This is a genomic window from Rahnella sp. Larv3_ips (assembly GCF_003697865.1).
Taxonomy (GTDB): domain Bacteria; phylum Pseudomonadota; class Gammaproteobacteria; order Enterobacterales; family Enterobacteriaceae; genus Rahnella; species Rahnella rivi.
On record NZ_MJIB01000010.1, the window covers coordinates 1 to 20823 of the forward strand.

18 protein-coding genes are annotated in these 20823 nt (G+C 56.0%); 11 read left to right on the forward strand and 7 right to left on the reverse strand.

What is annotated here, in order from left to right:
- A partial coding sequence (gene fhuD, locus ED901_RS14505) for a Fe(3+)-hydroxamate ABC transporter substrate-binding protein FhuD (protein ID WP_122096316.1) occupies positions 1-685 on the forward strand: 685 nt, incomplete at its 5' end.
- A complete protein-coding gene (gene fhuB, locus ED901_RS14510; RefSeq protein WP_122096317.1) occupies positions 682-2670 on the forward strand; it encodes a Fe(3+)-hydroxamate ABC transporter permease FhuB in 1989 nt (662 codons plus the stop codon). The genes fhuD and fhuB, both read left to right, overlap by 4 nt.
- Positions 2671-2751: 81 nt before the next feature.
- Here fhuB and hemL read toward each other — a convergent pair whose 3' ends face one another.
- Positions 2752-4032: a glutamate-1-semialdehyde 2,1-aminomutase gene (gene hemL, locus ED901_RS14515; protein ID WP_122096318.1), complete on the reverse strand. Its 1281-nt coding sequence runs from the start codon at positions 4030-4032 to the stop codon at positions 2752-2754.
- Positions 4033-4219: 187 nt separating this feature from the next.
- Here hemL and clcA point away from each other — a divergent pair, with 187 nt between their 5' ends.
- On the forward strand, positions 4220-5683 hold the full coding sequence (gene clcA / locus ED901_RS14520; protein WP_056774792.1) for a H(+)/Cl(-) exchange transporter ClcA: 1464 nt from the start codon (positions 4220-4222) through the stop codon (positions 5681-5683).
- A gap of 103 nt (positions 5684-5786) precedes the next feature.
- A complete protein-coding gene (gene erpA / locus ED901_RS14525; RefSeq protein ID WP_056774928.1) occupies positions 5787-6131 on the forward strand; it encodes an iron-sulfur cluster insertion protein ErpA in 345 nt (114 codons plus the stop codon).
- A 121-nt stretch (positions 6132-6252) separates the two neighbouring features.
- Here erpA and ED901_RS14530 read toward each other — a convergent pair whose 3' ends face one another.
- From ED901_RS14530 to mtnN, 3 genes are all read right to left on the reverse strand, one after another.
- The gene (locus ED901_RS14530; RefSeq protein ID WP_056774795.1) at positions 6253-6498 is read right to left on the reverse strand and encodes a hypothetical protein; all 246 of its coding nucleotides are present in this window, start codon (positions 6496-6498) and stop codon (positions 6253-6255) included.
- Between the two features lie 335 nt (positions 6499-6833).
- Positions 6834-7646, reverse strand: coding sequence for a vitamin B12 ABC transporter substrate-binding protein BtuF (gene btuF, locus ED901_RS14535; protein ID WP_122096319.1), 813 nt, complete (start codon positions 7644-7646; stop codon positions 6834-6836).
- On the reverse strand, positions 7646-8350 hold the full coding sequence (gene mtnN / locus ED901_RS14540) for a 5'-methylthioadenosine/S-adenosylhomocysteine nucleosidase (RefSeq protein WP_122096320.1): 705 nt from the start codon (positions 8348-8350) through the stop codon (positions 7646-7648). Before mtnN ends, btuF begins: the two co-directional genes overlap by 1 nt.
- Positions 8351-8520: 170 nt before the next feature.
- Between mtnN and dgt the strand changes: the two genes are divergently transcribed.
- The 6 genes from dgt (at position 8521) to gudD (ending at position 17459) form a co-directional block, all read left to right on the forward strand.
- Positions 8521-10035: a dGTPase gene (gene dgt / locus ED901_RS14545; protein ID WP_056774931.1), complete on the forward strand. Its 1515-nt coding sequence runs from the start codon at positions 8521-8523 to the stop codon at positions 10033-10035.
- Between the two features lie 206 nt (positions 10036-10241).
- Entirely contained in the window at positions 10242-11684 is a 1443-nt protein-coding gene (degP, locus tag ED901_RS14550; protein WP_122096321.1) for a serine endoprotease DegP, read from the forward strand.
- A gap of 228 nt (positions 11685-11912) precedes the next feature.
- Positions 11913-13073, forward strand: a complete 1161-nt coding sequence (locus ED901_RS14555; protein ID WP_056774812.1) for a CdaR family transcriptional regulator — start codon at positions 11913-11915, stop codon at positions 13071-13073.
- 308 nt (positions 13074-13381) lie between these two features.
- Positions 13382-14725, forward strand: a complete 1344-nt coding sequence (locus tag ED901_RS14560) for an MFS transporter (RefSeq protein ID WP_056774815.1) — start codon at positions 13382-13384, stop codon at positions 14723-14725.
- A gap of 24 nt (positions 14726-14749) precedes the next feature.
- Complete coding sequence (locus tag ED901_RS14565) at positions 14750-16093, forward strand: enolase C-terminal domain-like protein (protein ID WP_205965106.1); 1344 nt, start codon at positions 14750-14752, stop codon at positions 16091-16093.
- Between the two features lie 28 nt (positions 16094-16121).
- On the forward strand, positions 16122-17459 hold the full coding sequence (gudD, locus tag ED901_RS14570) for a glucarate dehydratase (protein ID WP_122096323.1): 1338 nt from the start codon (positions 16122-16124) through the stop codon (positions 17457-17459).
- Between the two features lie 69 nt (positions 17460-17528).
- On the opposite strand, the gene ED901_RS14575 is transcribed toward gudD, so the two are convergent.
- The 3 genes from ED901_RS14575 to ED901_RS14585 all read right to left on the reverse strand — a co-directional run bounded on the left by ED901_RS14575 (position 17529) and on the right by ED901_RS14585 (position 19800).
- Positions 17529-18347 (reverse strand): shikimate 5-dehydrogenase, encoded by an 819-nt coding sequence (locus tag ED901_RS14575; RefSeq protein WP_122096324.1) that lies wholly within the window; start codon positions 18345-18347, stop codon positions 17529-17531.
- Positions 18348-18447: 100 nt separating this feature from the next.
- Positions 18448-18966, reverse strand: coding sequence for an ATP-binding protein (locus ED901_RS14580; RefSeq protein ID WP_240993935.1), 519 nt, complete (start codon positions 18964-18966; stop codon positions 18448-18450).
- Positions 18967-18999: 33 nt separating this feature from the next.
- Positions 19000-19800, reverse strand: coding sequence for an isocitrate lyase/phosphoenolpyruvate mutase family protein (locus tag ED901_RS14585; protein ID WP_122096325.1), 801 nt, complete (start codon positions 19798-19800; stop codon positions 19000-19002).
- Positions 19801-19891: 91 nt separating this feature from the next.
- Here ED901_RS14585 and ED901_RS14590 point away from each other — a divergent pair, with 91 nt between their 5' ends.
- Positions 19892-20782 (forward strand): LysR family transcriptional regulator, encoded by an 891-nt coding sequence (locus tag ED901_RS14590; protein WP_056774837.1) that lies wholly within the window; start codon positions 19892-19894, stop codon positions 20780-20782.
- Positions 20783-20823: the final 41 nt, after the last annotated feature.

The following is a 20823-nucleotide window of genomic DNA, read 5'->3' on the forward strand; positions in this document are numbered from 1 at the left end:
AGAGCCAAAGCTGGCGCCGACGGTCATTGACGTGGGGCAGCGCACTGAACCCAATATGGAGTTTATCCAGCAACTTAAGCCGTCTCTGCTTGTGGTGACTCAGGGCTACGGCCCGAAAACCAGCCAGCTGGAATCCATCGCGCCGGTGGTGGATGTGAAAGCCAACGACGGCAGCGCCAAACCTCTGCAACTGGCGATCCGTTCCCTGCACAAACTGGCGGATTATCTCGGTTTGCCGGAACGCGCGGAACAGCATTTGCAGCTCTATCACCAGCAACTGGCGAAAACCCGCGAGCTGATGAAACCGGTCGCCGCTCAGCCGGTGCTGTTAATCACCTTTATCGACACCCGCCATGTGCTGGTGTTCGGCCAGGGAAGCCTGTTCCAGGAAGTGATGGAGGAGGTCGGGCTGACCAATGCCTGGCAGGGCGAAGGCAGCTTCTGGGGCAGCGTGTCTGTCGGGATCGAACGTCTGGCGGCCATCAAAAATGCCCGCGTGCTGTGTTTTGATCACGGCAGCGCCGACATCATGGACGCCGTTGCGCCCACGCCTTTGTGGAAATCGATGCCGTTCGTTCGCAGTAATCAGTTCACCGTGGTGCCCGCGGTCTGGTTTTACGGTGCAACGTTTAGCGCCATGCATTTTTGCCGCATTCTTAACAGCACTCTGGGGAAACCGGTATGAACCGCCGCGCACTCAGCGTTTCGCTGATATTTTTGATTCTGCTGACGCTGGCGGCAGGTCTGCTCAGTGTTTACAACCTCCATCAGCAATTGCCTTATCACCAGTGGCGCAGCGCGTTGTGGCAGCCGGACATCGATGATGTTCAGCAGATGCTGTTCCATTACAGCTCGCTGCCGCGTATTGCCGTCGCACTGCTGGCCGGTGCCGGTCTGGGGCTGGTTGGTTTACTGTTTCAGCAGGTTCTGCGCAATCCGCTGGCAGAACCGGCGACGCTCGGTGTTTCTGCCGGTGCGCAGCTCGGTCTGACCATTGCCACGCTGTGGGCGCTGCCGGGGGGGCTTATCACCCAGCAGTTCGCCGCCATGCTTGGCGCGGTGGTGATCGGCGTGCTGGTCTTCGGGATCGCCTGGGGTAAACGACTTTCGCCGGTGACGCTGATCCTCGCCGGGCTGGTGCTCGGTTTGTATTGCGGTGCGGTCAATGGCCTGCTGGGGCTGTTCAACTATCAGCGCCTGCAAAGTTTGTATATGTGGAGCAGCGGGGCGCTGAACCAGCAGGACTGGAATATCGCTTCGTTCCTGTTGCCGCGCGTGATCATCGTCTGGCTGCTGGCCTTCCTGTTGCAACGTCCGATGACCTTACTGGGTCTGGATGACGGTGTGGCAAAAAATCTCGGTCTGGGATTATCCGCTGCCCGCCTCGCGGTGCTGGCGCTGGCGATCCTGATGAGCGCCCAGCTGGTTAACGCCGTAGGCATGATTGGCTTTATCGGTTTATTTGCGCCGTTGCTGGCGAAAATGCTCGGCGCACGTCGCCTGTTTTCGCGGCTGGTCATGGCGCCGGTGATCGGTGCGCTGCTGCTGTGGTTCACCGATCAGGTGATGCAGTGGCTGACACAATACTGGATGGAAATACCGACCGGTGCAGCCACCGCGCTGGTCGGCGCGCCGTTGCTGCTGTGGCTGTTGCCGCGGCTGCGTCACAGCATGATGCCGCCACCGATGGATCAGGGCGACAACGTGCCCGATGAGCGTCAGCATCTGGTGCGCTGGGTGTCGCTTGCGCTGCTGGTGTTACTGGCGGGGCTGGCCGTCGCGCTGATGGCCGGGCGCAATGCCACGGGCTGGAGCTGGTCGACGGGCGCAGATTTACAGGCGCTGCTGCCGTGGCGGATGCCGCGGGTGATGGCGGCGCTGGCGGCGGGAATTATGCTGGCGTCTTCAGGCGTGCTGATTCAGAAACTGACCGGCAACGCGATGGCCAGCCCCGAAGTGCTGGGGATAAGTTCCGGTGCGGCATTCGGTGTGGTGCTGATGATGTTTATTGTGCCCGGTGATGCCTTTGTCTGGTTGCTGCCCGCGGGCAGTGCCGGTGCGGCGATCACCCTGCTGGTGATCATGCTCGCCTCCGGTTTACGCAGCTTCTCCGCCGAGCGGATGCTGCTGACCGGTATCGCGCTGAGCACCGCGTTCAGCACGCTGCTGACGCTGTTACTCGCCAGCGGTGATCCGCGTATGGGGGGCCTGCTGACCTGGATTTCCGGTTCAACCTATTCCGTGACTTCTGATACCGCATGGCGAACGCTGGTGCTGGCTGCGGTGCTGATGATGCTGGTGCCGTTCCTGCGCCGCTGGGTCAATATTCTGCCGCTCGGCAGTGTGACCGCGAAGTCTGTCGGAATGGCGCTGACGCCAAGCCGCATGGCGATCCTGATGCTGGCCGCAATTATGACAGCCGCCGCCACGCTGACCGTCGGGCCGCTGAGTTTTATCGGGCTGATGGCACCGCACATGGCACGCATGATGGGCTTTCGTCGGGCGATGCCGCAGTGGATGGTCGCCAGTATTCTCGGTGGCTTGCTGATGGTGTTCGCCGACTGGTGCGGCCGGATGTTCCTGTTCCCGAACCAGATCCCGGCAGGGCTGCTCGCGACCTTCATCGGTGCGCCGTACTTTATCTATTTGCTGAGAAAACAGGCGAAATAACGGCGGGACTGATGCAACAAAAAGGGGCCAGAAGGCCCCCTTTACATTTCAGTGTCGCCCCTGCACAGGGGCGAGCGGATCTTACAGCTTCGCGAAACAGCGACGTGCCGCGCTGATGGTGCGCTGGATATCTTCTTCGCTGTGCGCCAGCGACATGAAGCCTGCTTCGAAGGCGGAAGGTGCGAGATAAACGCCTTCTTCCAGCATCAGGTGGAAGAACTTTTTGAAGCGCTCAACGTCACACTTCATCACGTCCTGATAGCAGGTCACGGTGTCTGCATCGGTAAAGAACAGGCCGAACATGCCGCCGACGTGGTTCACCACAAACGGAATGTTTTCCGCTTTCGCCGCATGCAGTAACCCTTCTGCCAGCTGGGTGGTGCGCTCATTCAGAGTCTGATGCACGCCCGGTTGTGCGACCTGTGTCAGGCAGGCAATACCGGCCGCCATGGCAATCGGGTTACCGGAAAGCGTCCCCGCCTGATACACCGGGCCGGTCGGTGCCAGTGCGTCCATCACGTCGCGGCGGCCACCGAATGCGCCGACCGGCATCCCGCCGCCGATGATTTTGCCCAGACAGGTCAGGTCCGGCACCACATTGTAATATTCCTGAGCACCGCCGAGCGCGACGCGGAAACCGGTCATCACTTCGTCGATGATCAGCAGCGCACCGAATTCATCACAGAGTGCACGCAGACCCGGCAGGAACGCCGGCAGTGGCGGGATACAGTTCATGTTGCCCGCTACCGGCTCAACAATGATACAGGCGATATCGTCCGGGAACTGTTCAAAAGCGGCGCGGACGGAATCCAGATCGTTATAGGTGCACGTCAGGGTGTGTTTGGCGAAATCCGCCGGTACGCCCGGAGAATTTGGCTGGCCGAGGGTCAGCGCGCCGGAACCGGCTTTCACCAGCAGGCAGTCGGCGTGGCCGTGATAGCAGCCTTCGAATTTGATGATTTTATCGCGATGGGTAAAGCCGCGGGCAAGACGAATGGCGCTCATGGTGGCTTCGGTACCGGAGTTCACCATGCGCACCATGTCCATACTTGGCACCAGTCCGGTAACCAGTTCGGCCATTTTCACTTCCATCTCGGTTGGCGCACCAAAGCTCAGGCCGCGCTGTGCCGCTTCAATCACCGCATTGCGAATGTCAGCGTTGTTGTGGCCGAGCACCATCGGACCCCATGAACCGACGTAGTCGATGTAAGCTTTACCATCGGCATCAAACAAAAAGGCACCGTCAGCGCGCTCGATGAATAGCGGGACGCCGCCGACGCCGGAGAAGGCACGTACCGGCGAATTCACACCGCCCGGGATTAGCGCTTGCGCCTGCGTGAACAGACTTTCTGACTTACTCATTACTCGGCTCCTGGTTTTCTTGATGCTGTATGACATAAGGAATAGCAATGCGCCCATTCTAGTGAACTGCGCGAGGTTATCAAACCGTAAACCGTCGCGGATTTTGTCCTGAGTCCTGTCAGGCGGCCATGTTGTATGATTTAATCCATAAATATTCCATTACCTTTTCTGTATTCCTCCTGATCCGATGAATGAATCAAACACTGATATGCCTGAGCCAGCCTCTGCGCATGGCCCGCGTAAACGCAGTGAAGTGCTGCGTATGTTCCTGCGCCGTGATAAAACGCCGGTCGCAATTCTGATTGTTGCTGCCGTGGTGGGAACCGTTGCCGGTCTGCTTGGCGTGGCTTTCGAAAAAGCGGTGAACGGGGTGATGGCCATGCGGCTTTCGGGCCTCAGTATTTTCAGCGATTACTGGATTTTAATGTGGCCGCTGACCTTTGTGGTGTCAGGCCTGCTGGCGATGTCCGGCTATTATCTGGTCCGGCGTTTCGCGCCGGAAGCGGGCGGCTCCGGCATTCCTGAAATAGAAGGTGCGCTGGAAGAGTTGCGACCGGTGCGCTGGTGGCGGGTGATCCCGGTGAAATTCTTTGGCGGTATAGGCACGCTGAGCGCCGGTATGGTGTTGGGCAGGGAAGGGCCGACCGTGCAGATGGGCGCAAACGTCGGCAAAATGATGGCGGATATTTTCAGGCTGCGCAGCGCCGAAGCCCGCCACTCGCTGCTGGCTACCGGGGCGGCGGCAGGGCTTTCAGCCGCCTTTAACGCGCCGCTGGCCGGTATCCTGTTTATTCTCGAAGAGATGCGCCTGCAATTTCGCTACAGCCTGATTTCTATAAAAGCGGTGTTTATCGGCGTGATTATGTCGAGCATCGTTTTCCGGATTTTCAACGGTGATACGGCCGTGATAGAGGTCGGTAAACTGGCGAATACTTCGCTGAATACCCTGTGGCTGTTTCTGGTGCTGGGGATGGTATTTGGCGTGGTCGGCGTCAGCTTTAACGCGCTGATCTTTCGCACGCAGGATATGTTTGCCCGCATCCACGGCGGTAATCTGCGCAAGATCCTGATTATCGGCGGCGTGCTGGGCGGCGTCTGCGGCCTGATCGGGCTTGTTCAGCCAGAAGCGGCGGGCGGTGGTTTTGCGCTGATCCCGCTGGCGGCGGCAGGGCAATACGGTCTGATGATGCTGCTGTTTATCTTTTTTGTCCGCGTGGTGACCACGGTGCTTTGCTTTGCTTCAGGTGCGCCGGGCGGCATATTTGCCCCGATGTTAGCGCTCGGCACCTTGCTGGGTACGGCATTTGGTACCGCCGCGCTGGTCTGGTTCCCTGAATACGATATTCAACCGGCGACCTTCGCGATTGCCGGAATGGGCGCACTGTTTGCCGCCAGCGTGCGGGCGCCGCTGACCGGCATCGTGCTGGTGCTGGAAATGACCGACAACTATCAGCTGATTTTACCCATGATCATCACCTGTCTGGGCGCGACCCTGCTGGCACAGTTTTTGGGCGGTAAGCCCTTGTATTCAACCATCCTGACCCGCACCTTACAGAGGCAGGAACGCGAAAATGCCGAAAAAGCGCAGGCAGAATCTGTGGGTGAGAGCACCAATAAGCAGGACAGCGCCGCGAAAAATGCCCATACTTGAAGCATCAACTCAGGTATAAGATAATGAGTTCATTATTCAGACAGTCAATCTGGCGGCCTGAACAAATGCGGATTGGGAGTGAGAAATGATGAGTGAAGCGTTAATGAATGAAACAACCGCGTTGCCGTTACAGTTTACTGAGGCTGCGGCGCGTAAGGTGCAGAACCTAATTTCTGATGAAGAAAATCCGAATCTGAAGTTGCGTGTTTACATCACCGGCGGCGGTTGCAGCGGATTCCAGTACGGTTTTACGTTTGACGATAAAATCAACGACGGTGATATGACCATCGAGAAAGCCGGTGTGGCGCTGGTGGTTGACCCGATGAGCCTGCAATATCTGGTGGGCGGTTCGGTGGATTACACCGAAGGTCTGGAAGGTTCACGTTTTATCGTGACCAACCCGAATGCCAAGACAACCTGCGGTTGCGGTTCGTCATTCAGCATCTGATACGCGGCTGAGAGTTTCAGCAGCATCAAAAAAGCCCGTCTGTGTATGCAGACGGGCTTTTTTAATGGGCTTATTTCCACTCCTAAAAGGCACTCAGGGTAAGTAAGTGCTTACAAGAGGATTACCATTCGACGGTCACCAGCGTGGAATCCACCTTGATGCCGGGCGCTGCTGCCAGTACCGTTTCACTGATATGTGGCGGGCTCATGCTGCGGTTGGCGCAGATCACGGAAGTGCCCGAATGCGCTGCGTTCACCTGGCATGAAGGTAAAATAGTCAGACTGATGTGGATCTCGCCACTTGTCATGCCCGCGACAGCCGCCAGCGGGCTCAGGGCGAGTAACGCACTGAGTAATAAAGCTTTCATTTCTATTTCCTGCTGGTGTCGTTCAATTTTTAGAGCAATAAAATCAGCGTGACTGATTAAGGTTATCGGTCTTATTTTTGCGGTCTTTAATCCAAAACGTTTCCGTCCGGGAGCGTCGCCGCTGAGTCGTCGTATCAGATACCGTTATTGTATTATTTCGTTTGTATAACAAAGAGATAATCGTAAAGCGAAGGCAGTCATCGTACGAAGGATTTGACGACGCACATACTAACAGATAAAAGTGGCGGTTCATTGATTTTGGTTAATAAAGCAACGATTCAGAAAAGTGCCATGGCGGCGAGGGGCATGAAAGTCACTGTACTGTTAGTGAGTATTCACCTCTGAGGCAGAGCCGCAATCCGGGGGCAAAGCTGTTGTGCTGCCAGTAAAATTCGCGGGCCTGCGCGGCTGAACCAGTCTGAATCCAGCGTAATGACCTGTGCGCTGAGCAGGGAACGCCAGTAATCTTCAATAACCTGCTTTTGTGATGGACCGCCCGCAACCACAATCACCTGCGGATGACGGTTCAACACCTGCTCCCTGCTGACCTGAGGCCAGGGGACACGGCTGTCTGCGAAAATGTTTTTGGCACCACAGAGTTCCAGTACTTCACTTTGCATCGTCGCCGATGAGGCGGTAAACAGCGGCTGTGTGCCGAACTGAATAAAAGCCGGCACCGGTTTCTCGCGGTGGTATTTCAGCTTAAGCGCCTGCCATTGCTGACGGAAATCCGTGGCAGCGCGCTGCGCGGTGGCGGGATCGGCACTGTAGGGTGCCAGTTGTTCCAGCGCCTGGGCAATCTGCGCCGCATTTTGCGGATCGAGATACACCACGTTGATACCCAGCGAAGCCAGCTGCTCCAGCGGTCGCTGCGGATTTCCGCCGCGCCAGGCGAGCACCAGATCAGGTTTGAGCGTCACGATGCGTTCAACGTTGATGCCCTGCCAGTTCGCCACCTGCTCAATCTTTGCAGCCTGCGGCGGGTAGTCGGAGTAAGCACTCACGCCAACCAGCTTATCGCCCAAACCGGCGGCAAACGCCAGTTCTGTCAAATTAGGTGCCAGAGTGATCACCCGTTGCGCCGGGGCCGCCGCGGCCATCAACGGCAGCATCAGAAACCCCGAAACCAGACAGAACCGGCGCATCATCACTCTTGTGAATCAGCCAGCGTTTTGAGCATAGCATCCACCATCAGGGTGGATTGCTGCGCCGCGGTGACCAGAAACTCTTCGAAGCTCAGGTGCGATTCGCCGTCGGCGACATCAGAAATAGCACGCACCACCACAAATGGCGTATCGAACAGATGACACACGTGGCCGATGGCTGCGGCTTCCATTTCGACGGCTGCCACATTCGGGAAGGTGGCGCGAATGCGGGCCAGCGGGGCGGCACCGTTGATGAATGCGTCGCCGCTGCACACCAGACCGCGCACGGCGTTCAGATCCAGCTGACGGATACAGGTTTCAGCCAGTTCGATCAGCGCCGGATCGGCTTTGAACGCCGCCGGGCAGCCTGCCATCTGGCCGGGTTCGTAACCGAAAGCGGTCACGTCGGCGTCGTGATAACGCACTTCGTCAGACACCACGATATCGCCCACTTTCAGGGTTTTCGCCAGGCCACCGGCGGAACCGGTATTGATGACGACGTCTGGCTGGCAATGCTCGAGCAGCAACGTGGTACCCATCGCCGCCGACACTTTACCGATGCCGGATTTCAGCAGGGCAACGTCCACGCCGTGTAACTGGCCGGTATAGATTTCGCAGCCCGCGCGTTCGATAGTCTTGCGGTTAATGATTTTGTCGCGCAGCAGAGTCACTTCCTGCTCCATAGCGCCGATGATGCCTACTTTCATATGAATACTCGCAGATGTGGGTGAAATGGGCCGCAGCAGAGGCGGAATTGACGCTTTAATACCGAAAACAATGCGCGATAGTCTATCATGGCTAAAGGTAAGAGATAATGCGTTTGGGATGCGGGTTCCGCGTCTGCCAGGCGCGTGAGTGGCTGAAAGGGTGGAAAAGTATGTCCGGGATCGATTTTAAAGCGAAATTCAATTTTCAGCGTCCTTTCAGCTCGCCCATTGAGGCGCGGGATGAGTACGATGTGGTGCGTCAGTTTGAAAGCGATCGTGGCCGTATTATCAACTCCGCCGCGATCCGCCGTTTACAGCAAAAAACACAGGTTTTTCCGCTGGAGAAAAACGCCGCCGTCCGCAGCCGCCTGACCCATTCTCTCGAAGTTCAGCAGGTAGGCCGTCACATCGCCAAAGATGTGCTGCACCGTCTGCGCAAGCAAGGAAAGCTGGACACCTACGGGCTGACGGAGGTTACCGATCCTTTTGAAAGTGTGGTCGAAATGGCCTGTCTGATGCATGACATTGGCAATCCGCCTTTCGGGCATTTTGGTGAATCGGCGATCAATAACTGGTTTGGCAAACGCATGGATACCGCCAGCTGCGGCAAAGAATTTCAGCTGACGGATGCCTGCACTATCGGCTGTCTGCGTCTGGAAAAGAGCGCCGAACCGCTCAATGAACTGCGCAGTAAAATCCGCTACGATCTTTCCAATTTTGAAGGCAACGCCCAGGCGATCCGTCTGGTGTATACCCTGCTTAAACTCAACCTGACCTACAGCCAGACCGCCTGCATCCTGAAATACACCCGCCCGGCCTATTCCACTGAAAAATTGCCTTCACATGATTATCTGATGAAAAAGCCCGGTTTTTATCTGGCGGAAGAGCCGTTTATCCAGCGTCTGCGCAGCGAGCTGGGGCTGGGCGAGTTCAATCGTTTTCCGCTGACGTACATCATGGAAGCGGCAGATGACATCTCCTATTGCATCGCCGACTTAGAAGATGCGGTAGAAAAGAACATTTTCAGCGTTGAACAGTTGTACGCCTATCTTTGTCGCGAATGGGGGGAGATCGAAAAGGGCGATTTCTTCGATAAAGTGGTGCGCACCGCCTATGAAAAAATGGATAAAGCCAAAACGTTCCGTAATCCGGTGGATTATTTCTTTATGGAGCTGCGGGTACAAACGGTGAAACAACTGGTGCCCCACGCGGCGCGAAGATTCATTGAAAACGTGCAGGAAATTTATGAAGGCACCTTTAACCATGCGCTGCTGGAAGATGACAGTCAGGCAAATCGCTTGCTGGAAATTTATAAACGCGTGGCCTTCAAACAGGTATTCAATCACCCGGAAGTGGAAGAGCTGGAATTACAGGGTTACCGGGTCATCAGCGGTTTGCTGGATATTTACAGCCCGCTTCTCGATATGTCTTTGAAAGATTTTACTCAGCTGGATCAGGAAGATACGCACCGTGCATATCCGATTGAAACCCGGCTTTTGCATAAAATATCGGCCAAGCATCGTTTAGCCTATACCAATGCAGTGGTGGGGCTGGAGGGCAAACCGGAGAAAGTGTTTGCGGCGCTGGAGTTTTATTACCGGGCAAGAATGTTACAGGATTATATCAGCGGGATGACCGATCTCTATGCGTATGATGAATATCGCCGCCTGATGGCCGCAGAGTAATTATCATTCACATCAAAAAGGAAGACTTCTTTATTCTTCTTTACGAATCTGTCTGAAAAACCATCTTTTGTAAATATCGACAATACTTTTTTACTATTAACCGATCGACCCTGATGAACTTCGCGCTATTAATTACATCTCAGTATCACGACTACCAAGCAATGCAACTATTTTGGTTGCCACAATAATTTTAAGAGATCCTGAAAATGAAAAAATCGAGTTTATTCCTGAGCGCATTAGCGTTAAGTATCGGTATGGCAATGGCCCCGGTTTCTTCTGCACTGGCTGCTGAAACAGCCTCTTCCAGCACGTCACAGCTTCCAAGCCTGGCGCCTATGCTGGAAAAAGTCATGCCCTCCGTGGTGAGCGTGAACGTTGAAGGCAGCGCCCCGTCCAAGACGCCGCGTATGGGCCAGCAGTTCCAGCAATTCTTTGGTCAGAACTCGCCGCTGTGCCAGGACGGCTCGCCGTTCCAGGGTTCACCTGTTTGTCAGGGTGGCGGTCAGGAAGGCCAGCAGCAAGCGCCTGAGCAGAAAGAAGATTTCCGCGCTCTGGGTTCCGGCGTCATCATTGATGCCGCTAAAGGCTATGTCGTGACCAACAACCACGTGGTTGATAACGCCACCAAAATCAGCGTTCAGCTGAACGATGGCCGTAAATTTGATGCCAAAGTGATCGGCAAAGATCCACGTTCTGACATCGCGGTTATTCAGCTGCAGGATGCTAAAAACCTGACCGTCATTAAAATGGCCGACTCCGGTCAGTTGCGCGTCGGTGATTACACCGTGGCCATCGGTAACCCGTATGGTCTGGGTGAAACCGTCACGTCCGGCATCGTTTCTGCGCTGGGTCGTTCTGGTCTAAACATCGAAAACTACGAGAACTTTATCCAGACGGATGCGGCGATCAACCGTGGTAACTCCGGCGGCGCACTGGTTAACCTGAACGGCGAACTGATCGGTCTGAACACTGCGATCCTGGCGCCGGACGGCGGCAACATCGGTATCGGTTTTGCGATCCCAAGCAACATGGTGCAGAACTTGTCCAAACAGATGATCGAATACGGCCAGGTGAAACGTGGCGAACTCGGCATCATGGGGACTGAGCTGAACTCCGAGCTGGCGAAAGCGATGAAAGTTGACGCACAGCGCGGCGCGTTCATCAGCCAGGTGATGCCGAAGTCTGCGGCAGAAAAAGCGGGCATCAAAGCCGGTGACGTGATCCTGAGCATGAACGGTAAACCGATCAGCAGCTTTGCGTCGTTCCGTGCAGATATCGGCACCATGCCAATCGGCACCAAAGTGACCCTCGGCCTGCTGCGCGACGGTAAACCGGTGAACGTCGATGTGACCATTGAGCAAAGCACGCAGACCGCGAAAGTCGAATCCGGCAATATCTATACCGGTATTGAAGGCGCTGAGCTGAGTAACAATGCCGCTGCCGATAAGAAAGGCGTGAAAGTGGACGAAGTGAAAGCCGGTTCCACCGCGGCCCGTATCGGCCTGAAAAAAGGCGATGTGATCCTGGGTGTTAACCAGCAGAAAGTCGCTAATCTGGGCGAACTGCGTAAAATCCTCGACACCAAACCTTCGGTGCTGGCGCTGGATATATTACGTGGTGACACCTCAATTTACCTGTTAGCCCAATAATCCTTCCTCCGTGAAATGATAAGGCACGCTCCGGCGTGCCTTTTTTGTTTCTGCTTTGCCCCCGCCTCTCATCTTCGGTCCTGCGCGTCTCTGTGCAGGTGCATAAAACTGTGACTTTCCCCGCAACTTCAACGGGTTCTCCTGCTCTTTGGGCATTTGCATAATGTCTGGCTGACGGCGACTGAGTATGCTGGTCAAACTAACAAGAACAGGCAAGGCAGGAATCCCATGTCGGCGTATCATCTCGATGCAAAACTGGCGCAGCAAATTGTTGCCCGCACGATGCAAATTATTGATAGTAATGTGAATGTCATGGATGGCCGTGGAAAAATCATTGGCAGCGGCGACGATCAGCGTCTTGGCGAATTGCACGAAGGTGCTTTGCTGGCCATTTCACAGGAACGCATTGTCGATATTGATGAAGGCGTCGCACGGCATTTGCACGGAGTGCGTCCGGGCATCAACTTACCCCTGCGCATTGACGGCCAGATTGTCGGTGTGATCGGCCTGACTGGTAACCCGTTACAGCTGCGTCAGTACGGTGAACTGGTGTGCATGACTGCCGAAATGATGCTCGAACAGGCGCGTTTGCTGCACATGCTGGCGCAGGACAGCCGCTTGCGCGAAGAGCTGGTGCTTAATCTTATCCGGGTGGACGAACTTTCTCCGGCATTGAAAGAGTGGGCGCAGCGTCTTGGTATTGATTTGAACCGTCCACGGGTGGCGGCGGTGGTTGAAGTGGACAGCGGACAGCTGGGCGTGGATTCGGCGATGGCCGAACTGCAACAGCTGCAAACCTTGCTGACCACGCCGGAGCGCGACAACCTGATCGCGATCGTGTCCCTGACCGAAATGGTGGTGCTGAAACCAGCGCTCAACAGCTATGATCGCTGGGATCCGGACGGTCACCGCCAGCGCATCGATCATCTTTTGTCCCGCATGACCGAAACCGGGCGCCTGCGTGTGCGTATTTCTCTCGGCAACTTCTTCACCGGCCCCGGCAGTATCGCGCGTTCATACCGCACAGCGCGCACCACCATGACGGTCGGCAAACAGCGGATGCCGGAACAGCGCTGTTACTTCTATCAGGATCTGATCTTACCCGTGCTGCTCGACAGCCTGCGCGGCGGCTGGCAGGCCGACGAACTGGTGCGTCCGCTGGCGCGTTTAAAAGCCACCGACAGCAACGGTTTACTCCGGCGCACCCTGGCGTCGTGGTTCCATAATAACGTCCAGCCGACAGCCACGTCGAAAGCGTTATATATTCACCGTAATACACTGGAATATCGCCTCAACCGCATCTCGGAATTAACCGGATTAGATTTAGGAAATTTCGACGACCGTCTCCTGCTGTATGTGGCGCTGCAATTAGATAATGATCAGATTTAAATATTATTCCGTTCTGAAAGTATTCTCCCTGAGGGTATTTTCAGGATGGTTTATCTTTTCGCTTTTTTTATCGGTGTGATGCTCATCACAGCCGTTTCATTTTTTGTGAAACAACTCGCATGGCGCTGGGCATTCGCCTCAAGATAAATGCAAATATGCGCTGATGCCTGGCATTTTGCCTAATGAGTTGGTCACGGGTTGTTCTTATACTGGCAATGTTCCTTCCTCTCTGAACCCTACAGTTCTGTCGTGCGGAGGAATGGCTTGCCCTTCGGGTCGAGGCATTGTCATTAATTCCGGAGAACACCATGGAAACAATCGTTTCATCAGCCAGTGCCGTAAAAAAAAGAACGAATGCGCGCTACTGGATAGTGGTGATGTTATTTATTGTCACCTCATTTAATTACGGCGACCGTGCGACATTATCTATTGCCGGTTCGGCAATGGCGAAAGATATTGGCCTGGATTCTGTCGGCATGGGCTATATTTTCTCTGCATTTTCCTGGGCCTATGTTATTGGGCAAATACCCGGCGGATGGTTGCTGGATAAATTTGGTTCCAAGAAAGTTTATTTCTACAGTATTTTTATTTGGTCTTTATTTACCTTACTTCAGGGCTTTGTCGATGTATTCAGCGGCTTTGGCATTGTGGTTTCCCTGTTCGCTTTACGTTTCCTGGTAGGGCTCGCGGAAGCGCCGTCTTTTCCGGGCAACAGCCGCATCGTTGCCGCCTGGTTTCCGGCGCAGGAACGCGGCACTGCCGTCTCGATTTTTAACTCCGCACAGTATTTTGCCACCGTCATTTTCGCGCCAATCATGGGCTGGTTGACCCACGAAGTGGGCTGGTCACACGTGTTCTTCTTTATGGGTGGGCTTGGGATCATCCTGAGCTTTATCTGGCTGAAAGTGATCCACGATCCGAAAGATCATCCGGGCGTCAACCAGGCCGAACTCGATTACATGGAAGCCGGTGGCGCGCTGATCAATATGGATCAGAAAACCACTAAAAAAGCCGCCGTCAAAGGCGAAAAACTCTTCCAGATTAAGCAATTAATGAAGTCGCGCATGATGATTGGTATCTACATCGGCCAGTATTGCATCAACGCGCTGACCTACTTCTTCATCACCTGGTTCCCGGTATATCTGGTGCAGGCGCGCGGCATGTCGATTCTTAAAGCCGGCATGGTGGCGTCGGTTCCGGCGATCTGTGGTTTCCTCGGCGGAGTGCTCGGCGGGATCATTTCCGACTGGCTGATGCGCAGAACCAGCAACCTGACGCTGTCGCGCAAGGTGCCGATTGTGGTTGGCATGCTGCTGTCGATGTCGATGATTGCCTGTAACTACGTCGATACCGAGTGGATGGTGGTTGGCATTATGGCCTTCGCCTTCTTCGGCAAAGGTCTGGGTGCACTGGGCTGGGCGGTAATGGCTGACACCGCACCGAAAGAGATCAGCGGGCTGAGCGGCGGGCTGTTCAACATGTTCGGCAACGTTTCCGGCATCGTGACGCCAATCGCTATCGGTTACATCATCGGCACGACAGGATCCTTCAACGGCGCATTGATTTACGTCGGGATCCACGCACTGCTGGCGGTCGTGAGCTATGTATTTATCGTCGGCAAAATCGAACGCATCCAGCTACGCCCGTTCTGATCCCCGGCACAGAAAAGGAGACACATGATGAATACGCAATCCTCGCCGATCATCACTGACATGCAGGTGATCCCTGTGGCAGGGCACGACAGTATGTTGATGAATATCGGTGGCGCACATGGCGCTTACTTCACCCGCAATATCGTGATCCTCAAAGACAGCGCCGGGAATACCGGCGTGGGCGAAGCGCCGGGCGGAGAAGTGATTTACAACACGCTGATGGAGGCGGTTTCCCAGGTCAAAGGCCAGGAAGTGGCGCGGATGAACCGCCTGGTGCATCAGATTCACACCGGCAATCAGTCATCGGATTTTGATTCTTTCGGCAAAGGTGCCTGGACATTTGAGCTGCGGGTCAACGCCGTTGCCGCGCTGGAAGCGGCCCTGCTGGATCTGATGGGCAAGTTTCTCGGCGTGCCGGTGTGCGAACTCCTCGGGCCGGGCAAACAGCGTGATGAAGTGACGGTGCTCGGTTACCTGTTCTACATCGGCGACCGTCAGAAAACCGATTTGCCGTATCAGGAAGGAGAACGCGGCAGCCACGACTGGTATCGCCTGCGCCATCAGGAAGCGATGAGCAGCGAGGCGGTAGTGCGGCTGGCCGAGGCGGCGCAGGATCGTTATGGCTTTAAGGATTTTAAACTCAAAGGCGGCGTGCTGCCGGGCGAGCAGGAGATCGACGCGGTAAAAGCGCTGGCAAAACGTTTTCCGGATGCACGTATCACCGTTGATCCCAACGGGGCGTGGCTGCTGGATGAAGCCATTGATTTATGCAAAGACCTGCACGGGATCCTCAGCTATGCGGAAGATCCGTGCGGCGCGGAGCAAGGCTTCTCGGGGCGCGAAGTGATGGCGGAGTTCCGCCGCGCCACCGGTTTGCCGGTCGCCACCAATATGATCGCCACCAACTGGCGTGAGATGCAGCACGCGGTGATGTTGCAGTCGGTGGATATTCCGCTGGCGGATCCGCATTTTTGGACCATGCACGGTGCGGTGCGCGTCGCCCAGCTGTGTGACGACTGGGGCCTGACCTGGGGCTGCCATTCCAACAATCATTTCGACATTTCTCTGGCGATGTTTACCCACGTCGGTGCTGCTGCACCGGGTAAACCCACGGCCATCGATACGCACTGGATCTGGCAGGAAGGCAATCAGCGCCTGACCAAAGAGCCGCTGCAGATCGTCAACGGAAAAATCAAAGTGCCGGAAAAACCGGGGCTGGGCGTGGAGATCGACATGGATCAGATCCATCGCGCCCACGCGTTGCACAAGACGCTGCCGAGCGGGGCGCGCAACGATGCCGCCGCGATGCAGTATCTGATCCCCGGCTGGACATTCGATCGTAAGCGCCCGGCAATGGGGCGCGGTTAACGGAATCTGAATTCACTAAGGAGTAAGCATGACCTCTTCATCTGCACCTAAAATTGTCTCCATGCAGGTCATCCCGGTGGCCGGGCACGACAGCATGTTGCTTAACCTCAGCGGTGCGCACGCGCCGTTTTTCACCCGTAACATCCTGATCCTCAAAGACAGCAGCGGCAACACCGGCGTCGGTGAAGTGCCGGGCGGCGAGAAAATCCGCCAGACGCTGGACGATGCCGCGCTGCTGGTGATCGGCAAAACGCTGGGCGAATACAAAAACGTGATGACTGCGGTGCGGGAGAAATTCGCCGATCGCGATGCCTCCGGTCGTGGATTACAGACTTTTGATTTGCGTACCACTATCCACGTGGTCACCGCCATTGAAGCGGCGATGCTGGATCTGCTCGGCAAGCATCTGGGCGTGACCGTGGCGTCGTTGCTCGGCGACGGTCAGCAGCGTGATGAAGTCGAGATGCTCGGTTATCTGTTCTACGTCGGTGACCGCAATAAAACGTCGCTGGGCTATCAGAGCCAGCCGGGTGAGGGCTGCGACTGGTATCGCCTGCGCCACGAAGAAGCGCTGACACCCGCGGCGGTAGTGCGGCTGGCGGAAGCCGCGTACGAAAAATATGGCTTCAATGATTTCAAACTCAAAGGCGGCGTGCTGGCGGGCAGCGAAGAAGCGGAAGCCGTGACGGCGCTGGCGCAACGCTTCCCGCAGGCACGGATCACGCTCGATCCGAACGGTGCCTGGTCGCTGAATGAAGCCATCGCGCTCGGTAAACAACTGCGCGGTGTGCTGGCGTATGCCGAAGATCCATGCGGCGCAGAGCAGGGCTTCTCCGGGCGCGAAGTGATGGCGGAATTCCGTCAGGCGACCGGCCTGCCGACGGCGACGAATATGATAGCTACCGACTGGCGTCAGATGGGCCATACCATCCAGCTGAAATCGGTAGATATCCCGCTGGCGGATCCGCATTTCTGGACCATGCAGGGGTCAGTGCGCGTGGCACAAATGTGTCACGAATGGGGTCTGACCTGGGGCTCGCATTCCAACAATCATTTTGATATCTCGCTGGCGATGTTTACCCAGGTGGCCGCTGCGGCACCGGGCAAGATCACGGCCATCGACACGCACTGGATCTGGCAGGAAGGCAATCAGCGCCTGACCAAAGAGCCGTTGCAGATCAAAGGCGGCAAAGTGCGGGTGCCGGAACAACCGGGTCTGGGCGTTGAGCTGGATATGGATCAGGTGATGAAGGCCCACGAACTCTACAAAGGCATGGGCCTCGGGGCGCGTGATGATGCGCAGGGCATGCAGTTCCTGGTGCCAGACTGGAAGTTTGATCCGAAAAGGCCGTGTCTGGTGCGCTGATCGCAGGGTGGATCCACACCATTAAAAAAGCCTCTCGTCTGAGAGGCTTTTTGTATTTATCACGCGGGGTTAACTGCGCGCATGTACCGCTGCCGCTTCAATCTGTTCATCTGACGGGCGCACGCCGGTATACAGGACGAATTGCTCGACGGCCTGTAATGTCGCGACTTCCGCGCCGGTGATCACCTTCTTATCGTGATCGCGACCATAACGGATCAGCGGCGTTTCTGCCGGTAAGGCAACAACGTCAAAGACGATGCTGGCGCGGTCGATCACCGCCGGTTCGAAGGCCAGTGAATCCACTTCCGGGCCACCGGCCATGCCGATTGGCGTGACGTTCACCACCATATCGACGGCCAAATCGCCGACTTCTGCTTGCCATTCGTAACCGTATTCTTCTGCCAGGGCGCGGCCATTGGCTTCATTACGGGCAATAATGTAGCCCTTTTTGAAACCGGCATCACGGATGGCGGCAACCACCGCTTTGCCCATGCCACCGCTGCCGCGCAGTGCGAAAACGGCATCACGCGGGACTTTGTGGCTGTCGAGCAGTTTAGCGACCGCAATGTAATCGGTGTTGTAAGCGCGCAGGAAACCCTCGTCATTGACGATGGTATTCACCGACTGAATGGCGGTGGCAGAAGGATCGAGTTCATCAAGGAAAGGAATGCAGGCTTCTTTAAACGGCATCGATACCGCGCAGCCGCGGATGCCCAGCGCACGCACGCCTTTGACAGCGGCTTCGATGTCTTTGGTGGAAAAGGCTTTATAGACGAAGTTCAGGTCTAGCGCCTGATACAGGCTGTTATGAAAACGGGTACCGAAATTTCCCGGACGACCGGAAAGGGACATACACAACTGCGTGTCTTTATTGATTTCCCGACTCATTATTTTCTCCTGATAGGGTATTTAAATCTTCTCGAACCATAGCTGAAACGATACAACCCTACAATAATCCTCTTCCCCGCCCGGCTGAATAATGGCGGCGCTAAGCGTGGATGATTACGTTAAAACCTTCTTCCGGTTGCGGCGCAACAAAGTGACGGGATATCAGCTCAAACTGCTCATCGGTGACGCTAAACGGGTGCGTTCCGGCCTGATTGCGTACCCGCAGCCGGGCTTTACACTCGTCTTCCGGCACGTTCAGATAATGCAGGCGGTGGTCTGCGCCTGACGCCGTGATGAGGCTCATCATCCACTCGCGGTTTGCCACCGTATTGGCCGGGAAATCCAGCACGACCGAGACACCGGCTTTGAGCAGGGAAATGGCATGAGGCGCAATGGCTTGCCTGAGTCTGGCGGCGCAGCGCAGATAATCCGCCACGGTGTGCATCTCATCCTGATAAAGATGGGCAAGCCAGGTGTCTTCACTCAGCACTACCGTGCAGTGCGGGCTTGCCAGATTGCGGGACAGGGTGGATTTTCCGGAGGCTATTTTCCCGCATAAAATATGCAGAACAGCCTGATTTTCGGGCATGACATTGTCGGGGCGGGCTGTGGAATTCATGTTACCTCTCATGTTCAGTCAGGGTCTGCGTCGTTAAAACATCGCATTAATTTCTGAATAAGGCGCGGCTTTTTCCAGCATCGGCATCATTTTATCGTGTTGTAAAAATCCGCTGACTAACTGCGCATGGTGCGCCCATAAGGTTTGCGGCAACCAGGAACCGGCGCTCAGGCGGCGTACGCCAAGGGCTGCGAGATCGCTGACTGGCGGCAGTCCCGGCCAGACCGCCACGTTGAGCAGCAAACTTGTGCCCTCAGCAATGGCGCGCATTTCCCCTGCCTCCGTCAGCCCGAGCACGAAAAGCCCGTCGGCACCGGCACTGCGGTAACTCTGCGCCCGCGCCATTACTTCATCCGCTTTATCCGCGGCGCAAACCAGATTACGGGCGTACACATCGGTGCGCACGTTGATATAAAGATCTACGCCGCTTCGGACACTGGCGGCTCTGATGGCCTCGATTTTCCGGCACAACGCATGCGGATCGCCTGCGCCGTCCTCAATATTGATGCCCACCACGCCCGTATCCATAAACCGTGAGACGGTTAACGCCACCGTGGCCGGAATATCGCTGTAGCCACCCTCAATATCCGCAGAAAGCGGCACCGAAATCACCCTAGCGATAGACGCCGCGCGGGCGACATAGTCTTCCACCGGCAACTGATTGCCGTCGCGATACCCCAACGACCACGCGACGCCCGCGCTGGTGGTGGCAATTGCCGTGGCACCCAGACTTTCTGTCTGGCGTGCGCTGCCCGCATCCCAGACGTTGGGCAATTTCAGCGGAGCTGCTTGCAGATGAAGTTCGCGAAAGACGCTGGCAGACGTGGTTTTCATAAAATGTTCCTCAAAAAAGAAACATTCTAATCATGCTGAATTTTCTTGATAATAGCCGGAAATAACATTCATTCATTCCGTGAGAGCATCAATGAACGCGCCGTCGCTGCACTTAGTTCAAACGTTTGTTGCGGTTGTTGAACACCATAGTTTTGCCCGTGCGGCCCACGCGCTCGGCATTACGCCGTCGTCGGTCAGCCGTTTTATCAAGACGCTTGAACGGCAACTGGGCGCGACGTTACTCAACCGCACCACGCGGGCGATGTCTCTGACCGAAAGCGGCAAACGGTATTTTGCCGAATGCCATCAGGCACTTTCGCAACTCACTCAGGCAGCTGACATGGTGCGTGACGAGCAGACGTTACCCTATGGCGCACTGGTGGTCAGTGCGCCGGTGGCGTTCGGTCATACCCATCTGGTGCCTTATCTGAGTGAGTTTCTGGCGGCGTACCCGCAGGTGCAACTGGATCTGCATCTGACCGATGACTACGTGGATTTGGTGAGTGAAGGCATCATGCTGGCATTTCGCATCGGGCGTATGAAGGATTCGTCGCTGATCGCCCATAAATTGCTGGAGAACCGGCGGATCCTGGTGGCCGCGCCCGCTTACCTGAAAAAGCGTGGCGTGCCTGAGGTGCCGGAAGATCTTTATCAGCACGAGTGCATCGTCTCTTCGGCCAGTCAGGATGGGGTGCTGTGGCGGTTATTTTCTGCCGGTGAGGAGCGCACGCTGGCCCCGAAAGGATCGGTCAAGGTCGATAATGCCGATGCGGCACGCAGGCTGTGTATTGATGCGCACGGCATCGCTTTTCACTCGGCGGTCACCATGGCAGCGGCCATTGACGCAGGGGAATTGGTGCAGATATTGCCACAATGGACCGGGCGTGAAACCGGCGTTTACTGTGTACGGCCCAACCGGCGTATCGGCCCGGCAGCGCAGGGGCTTCTCGATTTTTTAACCGCCCGCTGGCAGCAAAAATGACGATCTGGCGACATCCGTTATACTTAACGGACAGGCAAACG

Bases quoted from the DNA above. Each gene is read 5' to 3' on its own strand.
- gudD (WP_122096323.1), top strand. From the start codon at position 16,122: ATGACCTCTTCATCTGCACCTAAAATTGTCTCCATGCAGGTCATCCCG.
- hemL (WP_122096318.1), bottom strand. From the start codon at position 4,032: ATGAGTAAGTCAGAAAGTCTGTTCACGCAGGCGCAAGCGCTAATCCCG.
- ED901_RS14590 (WP_056774837.1), top strand. From the start codon at position 19,892: ATGAACGCGCCGTCGCTGCACTTAGTTCAAACGTTTGTTGCGGTTGTT.
- ED901_RS14585 (WP_122096325.1), bottom strand. From the start codon at position 19,800: ATGAAAACCACGTCTGCCAGCGTCTTTCGCGAACTTCATCTGCAAGCA.
- erpA (WP_056774928.1), top strand. From the start codon at position 5,787: ATGAATGAAACAACCGCGTTGCCGTTACAGTTTACTGAGGCTGCGGCG.
- fhuB (WP_122096317.1), top strand. From the start codon at position 682: ATGAACCGCCGCGCACTCAGCGTTTCGCTGATATTTTTGATTCTGCTG.
- btuF (WP_122096319.1), bottom strand. From the start codon at position 7,646: ATGATGCGCCGGTTCTGTCTGGTTTCGGGGTTTCTGATGCTGCCGTTG.
- ED901_RS14555 (WP_056774812.1), top strand. From the start codon at position 11,913: ATGTCGGCGTATCATCTCGATGCAAAACTGGCGCAGCAAATTGTTGCC.
- degP (WP_122096321.1), top strand. From the start codon at position 10,242: ATGAAAAAATCGAGTTTATTCCTGAGCGCATTAGCGTTAAGTATCGGT.
- ED901_RS14530 (WP_056774795.1), bottom strand. From the start codon at position 6,498: ATGAAAGCTTTATTACTCAGTGCGTTACTCGCCCTGAGCCCGCTGGCG.
- ED901_RS14580 (WP_240993935.1), bottom strand. From the start codon at position 18,966: ATGAATTCCACAGCCCGCCCCGACAATGTCATGCCCGAAAATCAGGCT.
- ED901_RS14575 (WP_122096324.1), bottom strand. From the start codon at position 18,347: ATGAGTCGGGAAATCAATAAAGACACGCAGTTGTGTATGTCCCTTTCC.
- mtnN (WP_122096320.1), bottom strand. From the start codon at position 8,350: ATGAAAGTAGGCATCATCGGCGCTATGGAGCAGGAAGTGACTCTGCTG.
- clcA (WP_056774792.1), top strand. From the start codon at position 4,220: ATGAATGAATCAAACACTGATATGCCTGAGCCAGCCTCTGCGCATGGC.
- dgt (WP_056774931.1), top strand. From the start codon at position 8,521: ATGTCCGGGATCGATTTTAAAGCGAAATTCAATTTTCAGCGTCCTTTC.
- ED901_RS14560 (WP_056774815.1), top strand. From the start codon at position 13,382: ATGGAAACAATCGTTTCATCAGCCAGTGCCGTAAAAAAAAGAACGAAT.
- ED901_RS14565 (WP_205965106.1), top strand. From the start codon at position 14,750: ATGATGAATACGCAATCCTCGCCGATCATCACTGACATGCAGGTGATC.